The 16,019-nt window shown below is 55.3% G+C and carries 11 protein-coding genes; 6 read left to right on the top strand and 5 right to left on the bottom strand.

Annotated features, from left to right (window positions below):
* Positions 1–76 precede the first annotated feature (76 nt).
* Both FFI61_RS12540 and FFI61_RS12535 read left to right on the top strand, forming a co-directional pair.
* A complete protein-coding gene (locus FFI61_RS12540; protein ID WP_200370815.1) occupies positions 77–1,771 on the top strand; it encodes a VRR-NUC domain-containing protein in 1,695 nt (564 codons plus the stop codon).
* Positions 1,768–4,032, top strand: coding sequence for an ATP-dependent DNA helicase (locus FFI61_RS12535; protein ID WP_200370814.1), 2,265 nt, complete (start codon positions 1,768–1,770; stop codon positions 4,030–4,032). Before FFI61_RS12540 ends, FFI61_RS12535 begins: the two co-directional genes overlap by 4 nt.
* A gap of 28 nt (positions 4,033–4,060) precedes the next feature.
* Here the strand turns inward: FFI61_RS12535 and FFI61_RS12530 are convergent, their stop codons facing one another.
* Together FFI61_RS12530 and FFI61_RS12525 are read right to left on the bottom strand one after the other, a co-directional pair.
* Positions 4,061–4,432: a VOC family protein gene (locus tag FFI61_RS12530; RefSeq protein ID WP_200370813.1), complete on the bottom strand. Its 372-nt coding sequence runs from the start codon at positions 4,430–4,432 to the stop codon at positions 4,061–4,063.
* Positions 4,433–4,477: 45 nt separating this feature from the next.
* On the bottom strand, positions 4,478–6,838 hold the full coding sequence (locus FFI61_RS12525) for an EAL domain-containing protein (protein ID WP_200370812.1): 2,361 nt from the start codon (positions 6,836–6,838) through the stop codon (positions 4,478–4,480).
* 218 nt (positions 6,839–7,056) lie between these two features.
* On the opposite strand from FFI61_RS12525, the gene FFI61_RS12520 reads away from it, so the two are divergent.
* Positions 7,057–7,497: a hypothetical protein gene (locus tag FFI61_RS12520; RefSeq protein WP_200201590.1), complete on the top strand. Its 441-nt coding sequence runs from the start codon at positions 7,057–7,059 to the stop codon at positions 7,495–7,497.
* Positions 7,498–7,594: 97 nt separating this feature from the next.
* Here FFI61_RS12520 and FFI61_RS12515 read toward each other — a convergent pair whose 3' ends face one another.
* From FFI61_RS12515 to FFI61_RS12505, 3 genes are all read right to left on the bottom strand, one after another.
* Positions 7,595–8,206, bottom strand: a complete 612-nt coding sequence (locus FFI61_RS12515; protein ID WP_200370810.1) for a cytochrome b/b6 domain-containing protein — start codon at positions 8,204–8,206, stop codon at positions 7,595–7,597.
* Complete coding sequence (locus FFI61_RS12510; protein ID WP_227714875.1) at positions 8,203–9,813, bottom strand: tetrathionate reductase family octaheme c-type cytochrome; 1,611 nt, start codon at positions 9,811–9,813, stop codon at positions 8,203–8,205. Before FFI61_RS12510 ends, FFI61_RS12515 begins: the two co-directional genes overlap by 4 nt.
* A 61-nt stretch (positions 9,814–9,874) precedes the next feature.
* Entirely contained in the window at positions 9,875–10,420 is a 546-nt protein-coding gene (locus FFI61_RS12505; RefSeq protein ID WP_200370806.1) for a rhodanese-like domain-containing protein, read from the bottom strand.
* Between the two features lie 170 nt (positions 10,421–10,590).
* On the opposite strand from FFI61_RS12505, the gene FFI61_RS12500 reads away from it, so the two are divergent.
* The 3 genes from FFI61_RS12500 to rbbA all read left to right on the top strand — a co-directional run bounded on the left by FFI61_RS12500 (position 10,591) and on the right by rbbA (position 16,017).
* Positions 10,591–12,156, top strand: coding sequence for a phospholipase D family protein (locus FFI61_RS12500; RefSeq protein WP_413785034.1), 1,566 nt, complete (start codon positions 10,591–10,593; stop codon positions 12,154–12,156).
* Positions 12,157–12,266: 110 nt separating this feature from the next.
* Positions 12,267–13,265, top strand: a complete 999-nt coding sequence (locus FFI61_RS12495) for an HlyD family secretion protein (RefSeq protein WP_200370804.1) — start codon at positions 12,267–12,269, stop codon at positions 13,263–13,265.
* Entirely contained in the window at positions 13,258–16,017 is a 2,760-nt protein-coding gene (gene rbbA, locus FFI61_RS12490; RefSeq protein ID WP_200370802.1) for a ribosome-associated ATPase/putative transporter RbbA, read from the top strand. The genes FFI61_RS12495 and rbbA overlap by 8 nt, the downstream gene beginning before the upstream one ends.
* Positions 16,018–16,019: the final 2 nt, after the last annotated feature.

Raw genomic sequence — 16,019 nt, 5'->3', positions numbered from 1 at the left:
AGAATCAGACCAGGTGCAGTGGACAATATAATAGAGGGTAGCGACAGGTTGTGTCGTTCTAATAGGCTTTGGTTTTATGACTAAGCATCTTCGGCCTGCCTCGGCCGATCTTGAAAACCCCCTGTACTACCTGCAAAACATGGAAACGGTAGTCGCCTGGGTGGCGAGCCATCACTCGGATCTGCTGCTGGAGCCGGAGCGAGGCTGTTTGCGCGATTTTTTTGAGTTGCCTCGCGCTGCCCGTGCCTTGCTGACCCGCATGGTGATGCGCACAGGGGATCTGTTCCGTACCGATAAGCTGAATTACCCGGAGTTGGGGTGCCCGGAAGCGGAGGCGCTTGATGAGTTGATTGCTGGTGGTTGGCTGGATGCCGATCCCCTGCTGGCTCTGGATGACATTTTCCGTCTGTTCACTCTGGCTGAATTGCGCACGGCTTTTGCACCAATACTGGAGCAAGCCGGATTTGCCAAAAATCTTTCCAAAGCCCGAATGAAGGAAGTCCTGCAGGAAACCTATAGTGATGCTCGCAGGCTGGAGGAGTGGTTTGATGACGCGGTTTCCCCTGTGGTGCAGGTCAGTTACATGGCTTTGTTCGATCGCATTCGCCTGATGTTCTTCGGCAACCTACGCCAGAGCTGGTCAGATTTTGTTTTAGTTGAGCTAGGCCATCACCGCTATGAGCAGGTGGAGTTTACCCCCGAAGCACGGGCGTTCTCTCAACGCAGCGAGGTGGATACTTATCTGGCTATGCACCATTGTCGCGAGAGCCTGGATGCTGGCGCGCCAGCCGTCGAGGTTTGGGCGGATATTCCCGCAGCCACAAACAACCCCTGGCTTACCAGCCGCCGTGATCGCCTGCTGCTCGAGTTGGGGCGGCAGGCGGAGCGCCAGAGTGATCGGGAGCTGGCGCTGCAGGCATTGGCCGGCAGTGGTCACCGGGAAGCAGGATTAAAGCGGTTGCGCCTTTTGGAGCGAATGAAACGCTTTGAGGAAGCCTGGGCTATCGCCGTTCAGTGGGGAAATGGAGAGCTAAGTGATGCCGAAGCTCAGGGTTTGGCTCGTATTATTAAGCGGCTGGCGAAAAAGGTGGGCGAGCCGGTCCCGTCTGCGCTGGTGAATCCTGAAATCCGGGAGTTCACACTGACCCTGCCGCAAACTGCAGGCTCGGTTGAAATAGTGGTTCGGGATCATCTTTCCACGCCGGAAGCGCCTGTGTTCTATGTGGAAAACACCCTGATCAACGGCCTGTTCGGCTTGCTGTGCTGGCATACGATATTCAAAGCCATTCCCGGTGCCTTCTTTCACCCCTTCCATACCGGCCCCTCAGATCTGGTGCGGGAGGATTTTGTGAGTCGCCGGCAAGCATCGTTTGATGAGTGTTTTGCTGCACTGAAGAATGGCAGCTATCGCCAGAAAATTCTGGATACCTACGCCGCCAAACAGGGCATCACTAATCCTTTTGTTGCCTGGCCAGCGCTGGATGAAGAATTGCTGAACCTGGCACTGGAAAGAATTCCCGCCGCAGACTTACAGCTTATGTTTGAACGGATCTTATTGAATATACGCGAACATCGAAGTGGTTTCCCTGATCTTATCAAGTTTTCGACGCAAATCGACGAAGATAAGACCCGTTATGAAATGATCGAAGTAAAAGGCCCGGGCGACCGACTGCAGGATCATCAAATCCGCTGGCTACACTTCTTTGCCCGCAAGGGCATTGCCGCCAGCGTGTGTTACCTGCGCTGGCAAGACAGCGAGGCAACAACATGAGGGTGGCGGTTCGAACCCTTTGCGAATTTGCTGCGAGAGAAGGTGATCTGGACTTCCGTTACACCCCGGCACCCAGTGGAGAAGAGGGCATTCTTGGCCACCAAGCCATTCAGGGAAAACGTGGGTATGGCTACAAAAGCGAGTATTCACTTACCGGTGAATGCATGGGGCTAGAGCTGTATGGCCGGGCCGATGTGTATAACCCCCACTCTGGCTTGCTGGAAGAAATCAAAACCCACCGGGGCGACCTGTCCAGAATCCGGCCCCACCAACGGGCGTTGCATCGGGCCCAACTAAGAGCCTACGGTGCCCTGCTCTGCAAGCAGGAAAGCCGTAAAAGCCTGAAGCTGTCGCTGGTGTATTTCAATATCGGCAACAACCGGGAAACACCGGTGACCGAATCCGCCACTGCCAAGGAGCTTTGGCAGGAATTGGAAACCCTGTGCGGGCGTTACCGGTTATGGGCCGAGCAGGAAGTCCACCACCGGGAGCAGCGAGATATTCGCCTTGCTGGCCTGCGTTTCCCGTTCAAACAGTTTCGCCCTCGCCAGCGACAGCTTGCTGAAACGGTTTATAAAAACTCGGTAAAAGGTGGAACGCTGCTTCTCGAAGCACCCACAGGTTTGGGTAAAACCTTGGGCACCCTGTTCCCCGCGCTGATGGCCATGCCCACAGCCAAACACGACCGGTTGGCCTACCTCACCTGCCGCAACACTGCCCGGCAGCTGGCGGTGGATGCGGTGGAACGGTTGCGGGCTGCGCAGGAAGAACCGCAAATATGGCCACTCCGCACGCTGGAACTGGTGGCCAAGTCAGATGCCTGTGAACATCCGGACAAAGCCTGCCATGGCGATTCCTGCCCACTGGCCAAGGGTTTCTTTGATCGCTTGCCGGATGCCCGCGCCGAAGCCGCTCAGGTGGGCACAACGTTAACGCAGAAGGCGCTGGCCAGGATCGCCGTCGGTCACAATATCTGTCCTTACTTTTTGGCGCAGGAAATGGCGCGCTGGTGTGATGTCATCATTGGCGATGTGAACCGGATGTTTGATCAGTCTGCCCTGCTTCATGGACTCACCCGGCAGAACAATTGGAAAACCTCCGTTCTCGTGGATGAAGCCCATAACCTGGTGGATCGGGGCCGTGGCATGTATTCGGTACAGCTGGATCAACAACGGCTGCTGAAGGTGAGAAAAACCGCACCCAAGGCCCTGAAACCCCATCTGGATCGAACCGCCCGGGCTTGGCAGGGGGTTATTCGTGATCATTCAGAAAATGGCGATACGCCGGTGTTTCTCGACAGCCTGCCTTCAGCATTGACCAGCAGCCTGCAAGGGCTGGTATCCGGGCTGTCAGATTACTTTGCAGATAACCCGCCGGATCTGGCGTTGCAGGAAGTGTTGTTTGAATCCGTCGCCTTTATGAAGCTGGCGGACTCCTTTGGTGACCATTCCCTGTGCGAATTTCGCCGCGAAGGCCGGGGCCGGGCAAGCGTTACCATTCAGAATCTGGTGCCGGCGGATTTCCTGCGGGACCGATTTCAGGCCGCCGCCTCAGTATTGCTGTTCTCTGCCACCCTCAGCCCCGGCGTGTATTACAGGGACTTGCTGGGTTTGCCGAAGGATAGTCGTTTCAGCTCTTTGCCCAGCCCCTTCAGTGCCGATCAGTTACAGGTACATTTCACACCAAAGATCAGCACTCGGCAGGCTCATCGCGAGGCATCGATATTGCCAATTTCCGAACTGATCGCGAATCAATACCGGGAGCGCCCCGGGCACTATTTGGCGTTTTTCAGCAGCTTTAAATACCTGAATCAAGTGAGTGCGGCTTTGGCCGAGAATGCCCCGGGTGTACCTCAGCGTTCGCAGCATTCGGGAATGAGCCCGCAGCAGCGACAAGAGTTTCTGGCAGGGTTCCGGGAAGAATCCGGTAGCGTGGCGTTTGCTGTGTTGGGAGGCGTGTTCAGCGAAGGTATCGATTTGCCGGGCGAGCAGTTGATTGGCGCGTTTGTGGCTACCCTGGGCCTGCCGCCGTTTGATGCCTGGCATGAGATTCTCAAACACCGCCTGCACAAGCGCTTTGGTGCCGGCTATGACTACACCTACATGATTCCGGGTTTACAGAAAGTGGCTCAGGCCGCTGGCCGGGTGATTCGCACGCCGGACGATCGTGGGGTGATCTGGCTGATTGACGACCGCTTTATGCAGCCGCAGATTCGAGGGTTGTTACCGGAGTGGTGGTTCAAGACTGAGACAACTGAATAACGCTATCCCAGTCTTGAGGCTGAGCAGATTAGCCGAACTGGAAAAACGCCAGCTTGTTGCCGTCAGGATCTTTCACATAGGCACCATAAAACTGGTTTGGAATACGCTGTCCGGGCTCGCCGTCACAGGTTGCACCCAGTTCAATGGCCTTCTTGTAGTAGGTATCAACCGCTTCTTTCGAGCCTGGCTGCAAGGCCAGCATATTGCCGTTGCCCGGGTGGTTCGGGGAGCCGTCGAAGGGCGTGCAAACCGCCAGCATCGGGGAATCCATGCTTTCACCAATAAATGCGATGCGGCCCATATCCAGCAGGAGCTTCGCACCCATATCTCCCAGAAGTTCGGTGTAGAACTTCTTGGCCTTTTCCATATCACTGACACCAATGGTGACGTATCCAATCATGTTCTAATCTCCTGTATCGCGCCTTTTGTACCTGCGCGGTTGGCGTTAAGCGGTTAGCCTGTCTTCCCACCGGAAATGTTTTGCCCAATGCAGGGCTTCCAGAAGTGGTAGAGGCTTGCTGTAGAAAAAGCCTTGGCCAAGATCGCAGCCAAGGTCAATCAGTTTGCGTTCAACGTCGGCATTTTCAATGCCTTCGGCAACCAGCCTTCTCTTGAAGCTTTTCGAGAGGCTTACGATAGCACTTACAATCATACTGTCGTCTGGGTCGCTCAACATGTCCATTACGAACGAACGGTCAATTTTGATCTCTTGCGCAGGCAGTCGCCGGAAATAGTCCAGAGATGAATACCCGGTTCCGAAGTCATCCAGAGAAATATCCACACCCAGTTCACGGCTGGCTTTCAGGTTCTTGATGGCCGTTTCGGTGTCGTCCATTGCGGTGGTTTCAAGAATTTCCAGAATGAGACGGCTGCGTAACTCTATTGGGCAGTCTTCCAGCGTACTCGACAAATCGTCTTTGAACTCTTCGCTCAGGAAGTGGCAGGGGCTCAGGTTCACGCTCAGCGTGTATGGAAGATCTTGCCGGGCAAAGGCCATAAGCTGCTTTACCGCCTCGCGGATGACGAAGTTCCCCAGGGTGCGCGCGTGCTCGGTGTATTCAATATGCTCAAGGAAATGCGCAGGGCTAAGAACACCCTCTTTCGGGTGGTTCCAACGAATGAGCGCTTCAAACCCGTTTACACAGTGGTGGTGGAAACAGATCTTGGGCTGGTAGTACAGCTCCATCTGCTGTTCGCGCAGGGCCGTGTCGATCTGTTCCAGCACCCGAACCCGCTCTTTTCGGGAAGAGTGCGACTGAAGGTCGAATATCTTGTAGCAGTTTTTGCCGGTTTCCTTGGCCGCATACATGGCCTGATCCGCATGACGGAGGAGCAGATCAGAATCCACGTTATCTTCCGGGTATACCGTAACGCCCATACTGCCGGAAACCTGCAGTACATGGTGCCGAAAGTTGATGGGCTGCCGGATAGCATCCAGAAGGCGTGCGTAAACCCGTTCATCGCCTACATCCCGCAGGATAGCCACAAACTCATCACCGCCCAGGCGAGCCACAATGTCGTGGCTGCGTACCGTTGCCTTGAGCTTTTCGGCAACGGATTTCAGAACCGCATCCCCTACAGCGTGGCCATGTTCGTCGTTGATGCTCTTGAATCCGTCCAGATCAATAAAGCATACAGACACCTGGCCATTTCTTTGGCCAGCTTCATAGAGTTCCTGCTCAAATAATTCGGTGAGCCGGTGGCGATTGGGCAGACCGGTTAGCGCATCGTAATTCGCGGCCAGTTCAAGATCTCTTTTATGGCTGCCCTTCTCCTCGTACAGACGTTTACGCTCGATCAGATTCCCGAGGGTTTGTGACAGAGGTGCCAGCTCGTCTGCAAGCTTCTGGGAGTATCCTTCGGCTCGGTTAGCCAGGCCAATCATGCCAAGATGAGTATCGCCGGAAAATACCGGGATACCTATGTATGTATTGATAGTCGGGTGCCCGGCAGGAAGGCCACCGCGCCGGGAGTCCTGGGACAGATCGTTGGAGATAATGGTCTCGCCGGACACCATGGGTAGCCCGAGAATATTGTCCAGGCGATCAAAAACCATGCCCCGGCGTTCCACGTCCTGGTACAGGGCCTGGGTTTCCGGGCTCCATGCGATGTTGGTAATAGCGCCTACCTTGAGAAACGGTGCGCCGTTGCTCTTATGCAGTACTTCGCCGATAAGCCCGAATTGGCTACCCGTGAGGGCGAGCAGGTCATTGAGCATCTGGCTGAATGCCGAGCGTTCATTGTCGCTTGTGAGGAATACACTCTGGGCCTGATGAATGGCCCGGTTGAGTTGGGAGACAGGTACATACTCGCTCTTATCCGACTCAATGTATGAGCGCTCCAGCTCCTCCTCCACCATGGTCGCCAGGGTGCGGAGAACATCCAGGTCTTTCTCGCTGAACTGCCGGGGCCTGTCGTCGATGATGCACAAGGTGCCGACTTTGAAGCCGCCAGGCTCGCGCACTGGCACGCCTGCATAGAAGCGGATATGCGGGCTACCCACCACAAAAGGATTGTTTCGGAACCGTGGGTCCAGGGAGGCATTTTCCACAACAAAAATATGATCCTGCCGTATGGCGTGATCGCAAAATGCTACCGAGCGAGGCGTTTCGGTAACTTCCAGCCCCTGATGTGATTTGAACCACTGACGGTCGTGATCCAGTATCGTGAACAGCGCTGTTCTGACCCTGTAGTGCTGGCGGGCGATTCGGGTAAGGCGTTCAAACCGTTCTTCCGGCGGAGTGTCGAGGATCCCCAGCCGTATAACCGCTGCGAGTCGTCTTTTTTCATTTTCCGTCACGTTCATTCAGGATCCTTGGAGAAGCCGGCGAATGAAATGTTAACAGATCGAGATTTGATACTTTGTGACATTTGGTGAACCGGGTGAGCGTGAAACCTTGATATAAGATAATAGCAGTAGGGGGTAATAGTGCGAGTGAAGGTGACTTTGTCACTGAACAAAATGCAGGGTGGGTCTAGTCTGGGTGAATACCGATGATAAAACCCATAAAGGAGCACTCCATCATGATCAAATCACTCAAAGTATTAGTTGCAGCGGCCGTTTTTGCGGTGGCACCCATCAGCACTCAGGCAGGAGATGAGAAAATGGTTGATGAAGTACTGGTGATTCTTTCAAGCGAATCCCTGCAAACCCAGGGTATGGCGATGGTGCTTTCCAACACCATGGCGCAGCAGGGTGCCAAGGTGAACGTGCTGCTGTGTGACAAGGCGGGCGATCTGGCCCTTAAAAGCTACGAAGCACCGGCATTAAAGCCGAAAGATCTCACTCCTGGCCAGATGCTGCGTGGCCTGCTGAAGCAAGGCGGTGTTGCCAACGTTTGCGCGCTGTACCTGCCTAACAGTGACTATACCAAGAACGACCTGATTGACGGAGTGGGTGTGGCTATGCCACCGGAAATGGCAGGCCAGATGCTGAACCCGGCGATGCGTACCTTTACTTTCTAAGACCTTTCCACAGTTTGGTAAGGCATAAAAAAGCCGGCTCTGTTCAATTCAAGGGCCGGCTTTTTTGTGGCTGTCTGGTTAGTGAACGGCCAGCGTATCAGTGCTTTTCTGCTGGCTCGTCCAGATCCTCGTAGCCAGTCACCATGGGTTTGATGTGGCTGGTGAGGGTATGCCCCATGGTGGTCATGTACACGTGGGCGATGATGAACACCAGCATGGCGAAGGCCGCACCCGTATGAACCAGTGCGACAGTTTCAAGGCTGAGTGCGCCTGCAATTACCGCAGGCCAATCGTTGTAAAACAGATACAACAGACCACTGACCCAGATGATGGGTGAAATCACCAATTTGAAGAACAGGTAGGCCAACCGTTGCAACGGGTTATGCTTGGCTTTACTGGTTTTGCGATAAGGGTGTTTGGCACCGGTAAAAGTACCAATCAGATAGTAGTGCATCACCGCAAACAGGCCATCGCGGGTGGGCACATACTGGCGCCACTCACCGGTGGTAATGTGCCAGAAGATGGCAAACAACCAAAGCACAATCAGTGACCAGGCCGCGATGGTGTGCAACCGCGTGGCATCACCGAAACCCAACAGCGAATAACTGCCGTGGATCTCGAAGCCTGTAAGCAGCAGGCTGAAAATCAGCAAAGCCTGAAACCAGTGCCAGAAGCGTTCAAAGCGCTTGAAAATCATTACCCGGCTCATGATTGCTTCCTCCTGCTGAATACCACACGGGCAAGGGCGTGAATCACAACCCCGGCAAGGGTCAACGCCACTACTAGCCAGCCGACTCTATCGAGCCAGGGGCTGCTGCTATGCCCCGGCATATAGATGCCACCAATGCCTGCCAGGCGGCTTTCTGCGGTATGGCAGGAGCTGCAGCGCAGAGCCTTATCTGCAGTTGGTACCATGTGGGTTATGGGCCAGTACATTCGGGTTTCAATAAAGTCGAAGTGACCGCTAAAGGGCAACCCGGATTTTTCGCTGGCAAACTCCAGGGCCTTGGGCCAGTCGTAGTTGCTCCATAGTGAAGCGTCATCAGCGCCAAATACGTGGGTTGCCAACAAGGTTTTATACTCGGTATCAAAAGGCTGTTTGCCCTGCATCAGCTTGAACGGCCAGATGCGCGAGCCGGGGTCGTTTGGCTCACCATCAAGCCGATTGATCTCCAGCGGCGGGTTATCAATATCGAATTGTTCATCTACCATGGTGTATTCAACGGTGCCATCAAACCAGGCGTAGTAAGGCATTACATTTTCGCCGTGGCGGAAGTCGCCCTTCTCGCTCAGATAGCTCACATGGCCATCTTCATCGTAGGTGGTAATGGGTTTGCTGTTTTCATCGAGCTTGCCGGCAGTGGACCAGTCCCACCACATTTTGGTTGGCACACCACCCCGGGCAAAAGCGGGTACGTGGCAGGTCTGGCATGCCACTTTGTTTACGTGATCGTTCAGTTTTTCTTTCTCATGGGGGGCCGGACCATGGCAGGATTCGCAGCTCGCCCGGCTGAGATCGGTGTGGCCGGGGATATCAATACCCAGGGTATCTTTGGCGTTTACCTGATAGCGACTTCCGGAAACACTGTGGCCCCAGGTTGAGTGACAGTCGGAACAACTGAAGTTGGCGCCATCTGGTGACATGTGTACGTCGAGAGAGCGGTCAGGTGACACTAGCGAGGAGTCGAGGTCGCCGTGTTTTACACCGTCGCCTCCACCACCGTAAAAGTGGCAGCTACCGCAGTTAGCCCGGCCCGATGCGCCCACGTTCTGGGCGATGTTGGGCAGGTCTGGCGGCTGAACCATCTTGCCGCTGCCTTTGGGCCACTCTCTGGGTATATAGGTTGGGTCGCCGGCGAGAGTCGGGAACTTCCAGTAGTCGCCGGTGGTGTCGTGGCACACCAGGCAGTCCACGGCAGAATCCGCCTCTGGTGGCGGCTCATTCATATCCTTCCAGCCGTAGCCTACGTGGCAGGAGGTGCACCGGGGCTCGTTGGTAACAGCCATACCGCAAAAGCTGTTGATAACCTTGTTTTTACCCAGGGTTTGCCCGGTTTCCTTATGTTGATAAAGCCAGGTCCAGTGGGTGGTTTCCTTGATTTGCCCTGCCGCTTCGGTGTGGCACTCCAGGCAGGCTTCAGTTACCTCGCTGGCGTTTTCAAACGGGCCTTTGAGGGATTTGAATTTGGTGTGATCGGCGGTGGCAGGGCTGCGCTCAATCGCAGCCCAACCGGGGGTGCCTGCAAACATCAGCAGGGCGGCCAACGCGCTTACCACAAGGTATTTACCTGGGTAAGCCATGATCAACTTGGCCATGACGTCCTCCATGTTGTTATCAGTCTAAGGAATCGCCCGTGCCCTGTGAGTATAGCTAGTGTCAGGGCTGGTATATCTTTTCCGGATTAAGCGTCATGGACCATGGCAAGCCATCGTTCTGCCAACCGTTCACAATTCTCATGCCGGCTTTTTTGCCTTCTTTTGAGCTGCTGCCCTGAAAACCATGGTCGATGTACTTCACGTTGGTGAAACCGCGCTCAAGCAGAAAATCGGCACTGGGCTTGCCACGGGTTGAACCGGATCGGCACATGGTGACAATCAGGGCATCCTTGCTGAGCCCCTTATCCTTCAGTGCCTGCTCAACACTGGCGGTAAAGTCCGGGTTGGGATGCATGGCAAACCGGCCTTTGTCAGCAAGAAACTTGCTTCGATCGGCCAGCATGAAGGGAATGTTTTTGTCTGCCACATCGGTGAAGCCGATAAACATGATTTCAACCGGATCCCGCACATCAATGAACAGCATCTGGTCGCCCTGTGTCTGAACCAGGTCGTAGGTTTCCTGTGGAGTAAGAGAGAGGGCTTCATCCGCTGACGCATGAAAGCTCAGCCCGAAGGTTATGAGAAGTACACTTAATAACAGCCTCATCGCGTTTTCTCCTGAAGTCGCAATACAGTAGGGGCAGCATTTACCATACCCCTGACAGGGCGGAAGTCTCAAGAGTTGGAATAAGCTTATAATCACAGGTTTGATCGAGATCAAAATAGTGGCAGGAGAGCTGCTACACTTAACTCTCTAATTCAGAAGGAGTGCATCCATTGTTGAACCGGCCCAGGCGGCATTATCCGGGCTTTTTGTCCCTTCTTGCCATATTGCTGACCATAAGCGGATGCGCCCTGCCACCCTTGGTGGATCGTACAGAAAGTTGGTCGGTACCCAGTGATCAAACTGCCGATACCCGGCTGGGGCGCGCAATCGCTCCTCTGGCCCTGGCGCACCCGGGCAAAAGTGGTGTGGTAATGCTCGAGAATGCCCACGACGCGTTTGCTGCACGAGTGCTATTGGCGGAAGGCGCTGAAGCGACCCTGGATGTTCAGTATTACATCTGGCAATACGACATCACCGGAACCATGTTGCTCGACGTGCTCTACCGGGCCGCAGAGCGAGGTGTGCGCGTGCGTCTTTTGCTTGATGACAATGGCATCTCTGGCCTTGATGAAACGCTTGCCGCATTGGATACCCATCCGAATATAGAAGTGCGCCTGTTTAATCCGTTCGTGGTGCGCAGTCCCAAATGGATAGGCTTTCTGACCAGCTTTTCGCGCCTGAATCACCGCATGCACAACAAATCATTTACCGCCGATAATCAGGCCACCATCATCGGCGGGCGCAATGTTGCTGATGAATATTTCGGAGCTGGCACGGGGGCATTGTTTGCGGATCTTGATGTATTGGCGATTGGACCTGTGGTGAGTGAGCTTTCTGATGACTTTGACCGGTATTGGTCAAGTGCCTCTGCCTACCCTGCCGCGTCTATTCTGCCTGTGCCAACAGATACGGATTTGGCGGGGTTTGTTGAAACAGCCAGAGAATGCAGCAACAGTTCCGAGGCAAACAGGTATGTGTGTGCGGTGGCTGAGTCAGAGTTTCTGAGAAACCTGTTGGCGGGCAACCTGGAGTACACCTGGGCACCGGTATCCATGGTCAGCGATGATCCTGCCAAGGTGCTGGGGAAAAAGCCAAAGAATGGGTCTATGAGCCGGCAGTTGGCCGAAGCCATGGGTAACCCCGTGCACTCGATAACACTGGTTTCGCCTTACTTCATACCTACCAAGGCTGGAGTAGAGATATTTCGCAGTCTGGAGCAACAAGGCATTCATGTGCGCGTGCTCACCAATTCCCTGGAAGCCAACGACGTCGCCATGGTGCATGCCGGCTATGCCAAGTACCGCAAACCGCTGCTGGAAGCTGGCGTACAACTCTTCGAGTTACGCAAAGTGCCCGGAGAAGAGCCAGTAGAGCGCAAGCTACAAGATAACCTGATGGGCAGCTCCTCTTCCAGCCTGCACGCCAAAACCTTTGCGGTAGATGGCAAGCGATTGTTTGTAGGTTCGTTCAATTTTGACCCCAGGTCGGTTCACATCAACACCGAGCTGGGCTTTGTGATTGAAAGCCCGGAACTGACCCAGATGATGGAAAGCCAATTTGAAGAACAAGCCCGGGTTACCGCTTATGAAGTAGTGCTGGATGAGTCGGGTGATTTGCAGTGGATAGAACGTAATGGCGGGGAAGAGATCCGGCACAGCCGCGATCCCGGGACTGGGCTATTCAAACGGATGCTGGTTTCGGTGTTCTCGTTTTTGCCGATTGAGCATTTGTTGTAACCATAGCCTATGCTTTTTGATGCGCGTCATTATGGCGTAAGAATTTTTCGCTATGATGTTAGCAGCCTAACTTTAACTGTAATAATTGACGCCTGCACCAGGGAAGAACAATGACCGGTTCAAAGTCCAAAGTTCGCCAGAAGCTTCTCATTACTCTCGCTGTGATTGCTGCGATTGCCTTAGTCGCCTGGCAATTCTTGCCGGATAACGGCCGGCTTCCAGAACACATTGCCTCCGGAAATGGCCGCATAGAAGCTACTCAGGTAGACATTGCTACCCGTATTCCAGGCCGCTTGCAGAGCTTTTTTGTGGCTGAGGGCGACCTGATTGATGCCGGCAGCGCGGTGGCCGAAATGGACACCGACGAATTGCAGGCAACCATGGCAGCGGCTCAGGCCAATCTGAATCAGGCAATAGAAGCCCAAAACCTGGCCCAGGCAATGGTCGTTCAACGTGAAAGCGAACTCCGCCTGGCGCGTGCAGACTTGAGTCGGATGGAAGCACTGGTGGACAAAGGCCATGTCTCCCGCGAGCAGCTGGATCGTGCCCGCACCACCGCTGAAACCGGTGAAGCTGCGCTACAGGCATCAAGAGTTCAGGTAGCCTCTGCCCTTGCCGGTATTGAAGCAGCGAGAGCCAGTATTCGTAAAGTTCAAACCACCATTGACGACAGCCACCTTATCAGCCCGATTGGCGGGCGTGTGCTCTACCGTCTGGCCGAACCCGGTGAGGTTTTGGCGGCCGGAGGCAAAGTGGCAACGGTGATCGACGTCACGGATGTGTACCTCACCATTTTCCTGCCCACCGCCCAGGCCGGCAAGGTTCGGGTTGGTTCCGAAGCTCGTATCGTTCTGGATGCTTTGCCCGATTACGTGGTGCCGGCTGAGGTGAGTTTTGTGGCGGCCGAAGCCCAGTTCACGCCCAAGGCAGTTGAAACCCGCAGCGAGCGCGAGAAGCTTATGTTCCGGGTGCGCATACGGATTAATGCAGAGCTGCTTGAAGCCTACCGCGACCGGGTTAAAACCGGTGTGCCGGGGGATGCCTATGTACGTGTGGATGAAAGCCAGCCCTGGCCGGAGCATCTGCAAGTGAACCTGCCCAATGGTTAATGAGCGTAATGCCGGCGCCTTGGATACAAAGCCGGTTGCCCGGCTGGAATCGATAAGCCACTACTACGGCAGTCGCACCGCCCTGCAAAACGTTAGTCTGGAGCTTCCCGCTGGCTGCATGGTGGGCCTGATTGGTCCCGATGGCGTGGGCAAGTCGACATTGATGGGCCTGGTCGCCGGCGCTCGCCAGTTACAGCAAGGGCGCTTGCAGGTTCTGGGTGGCGATATGGCCGATTCGCGCTTTCGTAGCGAAGCTGCACCGCGCATTGCCTATATGCCTCAGGGCCTTGGCGGAAACCTCTATCACACCCTGACCATCGATGAGAATATCGGCTTTTTTGCCGACTTGTTCGGTTTGCGAGGAAAAAACCGCGCCAACCAAATTGACCGACTGCTTTCGGCTACCGGCCTGCTGGAGTTCCGCGACCGGCCCGCCGGCAAGCTTTCCGGTGGTATGAAACAGAAGCTGGGCTTGTGCTGCGCACTGATCCACAATCCGGAATTGTTGATTCTGGATGAGCCCACCACCGGCGTAGATCCGCTTGCCCGTAAACAATTCTGGGATCTGATCGACTCTATCCGCGCCCAGCAACCCATCATGAGCGTGCTGGTGGCCACCGCCTATATGGAAGAGGCCGAGCGCTTCGACTGGCTGGTTGCCATGGACGGGGCCGAGATACTGGATACCGGTTCCCCCCAGGAACTGAAGCAGAAAACCGGCACAGACACGCTCGACGAGGCCTTTATTGCCTTGCTGCCGGACGACCGCCAGGAAACCGCCGGCACAAACCCGAAAACCGCAGCGCCGGCCGTAGTTTCAGCCGATGACATCCCAGCCATAGAGGCCCACAACCTCACCCTGCGCTTTGGTGACTTTACCGCAGTGAAAGACGTCAGCTTCACCATTCCCAAGGGCGAAATATTCGGTTTTCTGGGTTCCAACGGCTGTGGCAAAACCACCACCATGAAAATGCTGACGGGCCTGCTAACCCCAACCGAGGGCGAGGTCTCGCTGTTTGGTGCGCCTCTGGACTCCCGTGATCTGAGCACTCGCCAGCGCGTGGGTTACATGTCCCAGTCGTTCTCTCTCTACAGTGAGTTGACGGTGCGTCAGAATCTGGTGCTGCACGCCAAGTTGTTCCATATAGCGCCGGAGCGTATACAGCCCAGGATAGATGAGCTGGTTGAAGAGTTTGATTTGGCCGATGTGATGGACGAGCTTGCCGGCGATCTGCCGCTGGGGGTTCGCCAGCGGTTGTCATTGGCGGTGGCGGTGGTGCACTCGCCGGAGCTGTTAATTCTCGATGAGCCTACTTCCGGGGTGGATCCAGCTGCCCGCAACAATTTCTGGCGCCTGCTGCTGCGGTTATCCCGCGAAGACGGTGTCACCATTTTTATTTCCACACACTTCATGAATGAAGGTGAGCGTTGCGACCGGATTTCTCTGATGCACGCCGGCGAAGTGCTGGCCTGCGATACCCCTGCGGCACTGATTGAGCAGGCCGGGGCAGAGAATCTGGAAGGCGCCTTTATGCAAACGCTTGAGGCAGCCATCGATCCGTCCACAAGTCAGGGCGACGGTAAGGTACTGGGCTCCGACAGCGCCTCTCAGCCTCGTCACCGGCGTTTCAGCTGGCAAAGGTTGCTGGCATACGCCCGGCGCGAAACCCGCGAGTTGCTGCGCGACCCTATTCGTATGTCGTTTGCGTTCATCGGTTCAGCCTTGTTGATGATGATTCTGGGCTACGGCATTACGCTGGATGTGGAAGATCTGCCTTTTGCGGTTCTGGATCAGGACCAGAGCCCCCAAAGCCGCGATTACATAACCGCTGTGTCCGGCTCCCGGTATTTCATTGAGCAACCCGCGTTATCCAATGTGGAAGAGTTGGAACGGCGAATGCAGTCCGGCGAGCTCAGTTTGGCGCTGGCCATACCGCCGGGCTTCGGCAAGGATCTCAAGCGCGGCCGGCCCGCTGATATCGCCGTGTGGGTAGATGGCGCCATGCCGTTTCGTGGCGAAACCATTCAGGGATACATCCAGGGGCTGCACTTCAGCTATCTGAAAGATCTGGCGCTTCGCACCTATGGCGCCGTGCCAGCGCTGAGCCTGGTAACCATCGAATCCCGTTACCGCTATAACCAGGACTTCCGGAGCCTCGACGCCATGGTGCCGGCGGTGATTCCGATTTTGCTGGTGTTCATACCGGCCATCCTGATGGCCCTGGGTATTGTGCGGGAGAAGGAGCTGGGCTCGATCACCAATTTGTATGTAACACCGGTGAACCGGCTGGAGTTCCTGCTGGGTAAACAGCTGCCTTATATCGGGTTCAGCATGTTGAGCTATGTCAGCCTGGTGTTGCTGGCGATCTTCCTGTTTGATGTGCCCGTGAAAGGCGGCGTGCTGACCCTGACCCTGGGCGCTCTGCTGTTCGTAACGGCCACCACCGGTCTGGGCCAGGTTATCTCGGCCTTTGCCTCTACCCAGGTTGCCGCGCTGGCAGCCACCGCCATCGTTACCATACTGCCCACCATTCAGTTCTCCGGCATGACAGAGCCGGTGTCATCACTGGAGGGTGCCGGTGCGGTTATCGGCCAGTTCTGGCCCGCCACCTGGTTTTTGCAGATCAGCCGTGGTGTGTTTACCAAGGGGCTTACGTTTGCTGATCTGCAGCATTCTTTCCTGATCCTGGCGGCGTTTATTCCGGTGCTTACGCTGATGTCTGTGTTCCTACTTCGTAAACAGGGGCGTTGATG

This window comes from Marinobacter sp. DY40_1A1 (genome assembly GCF_016597815.1).
GTDB classification, from domain to species: domain Bacteria; phylum Pseudomonadota; class Gammaproteobacteria; order Pseudomonadales; family Oleiphilaceae; genus Marinobacter; species Marinobacter xiaoshiensis.
The sequence above is the reverse complement of the archived record's forward strand: the minus strand, read 5'-3'. Positions and strand labels throughout refer to the sequence as shown.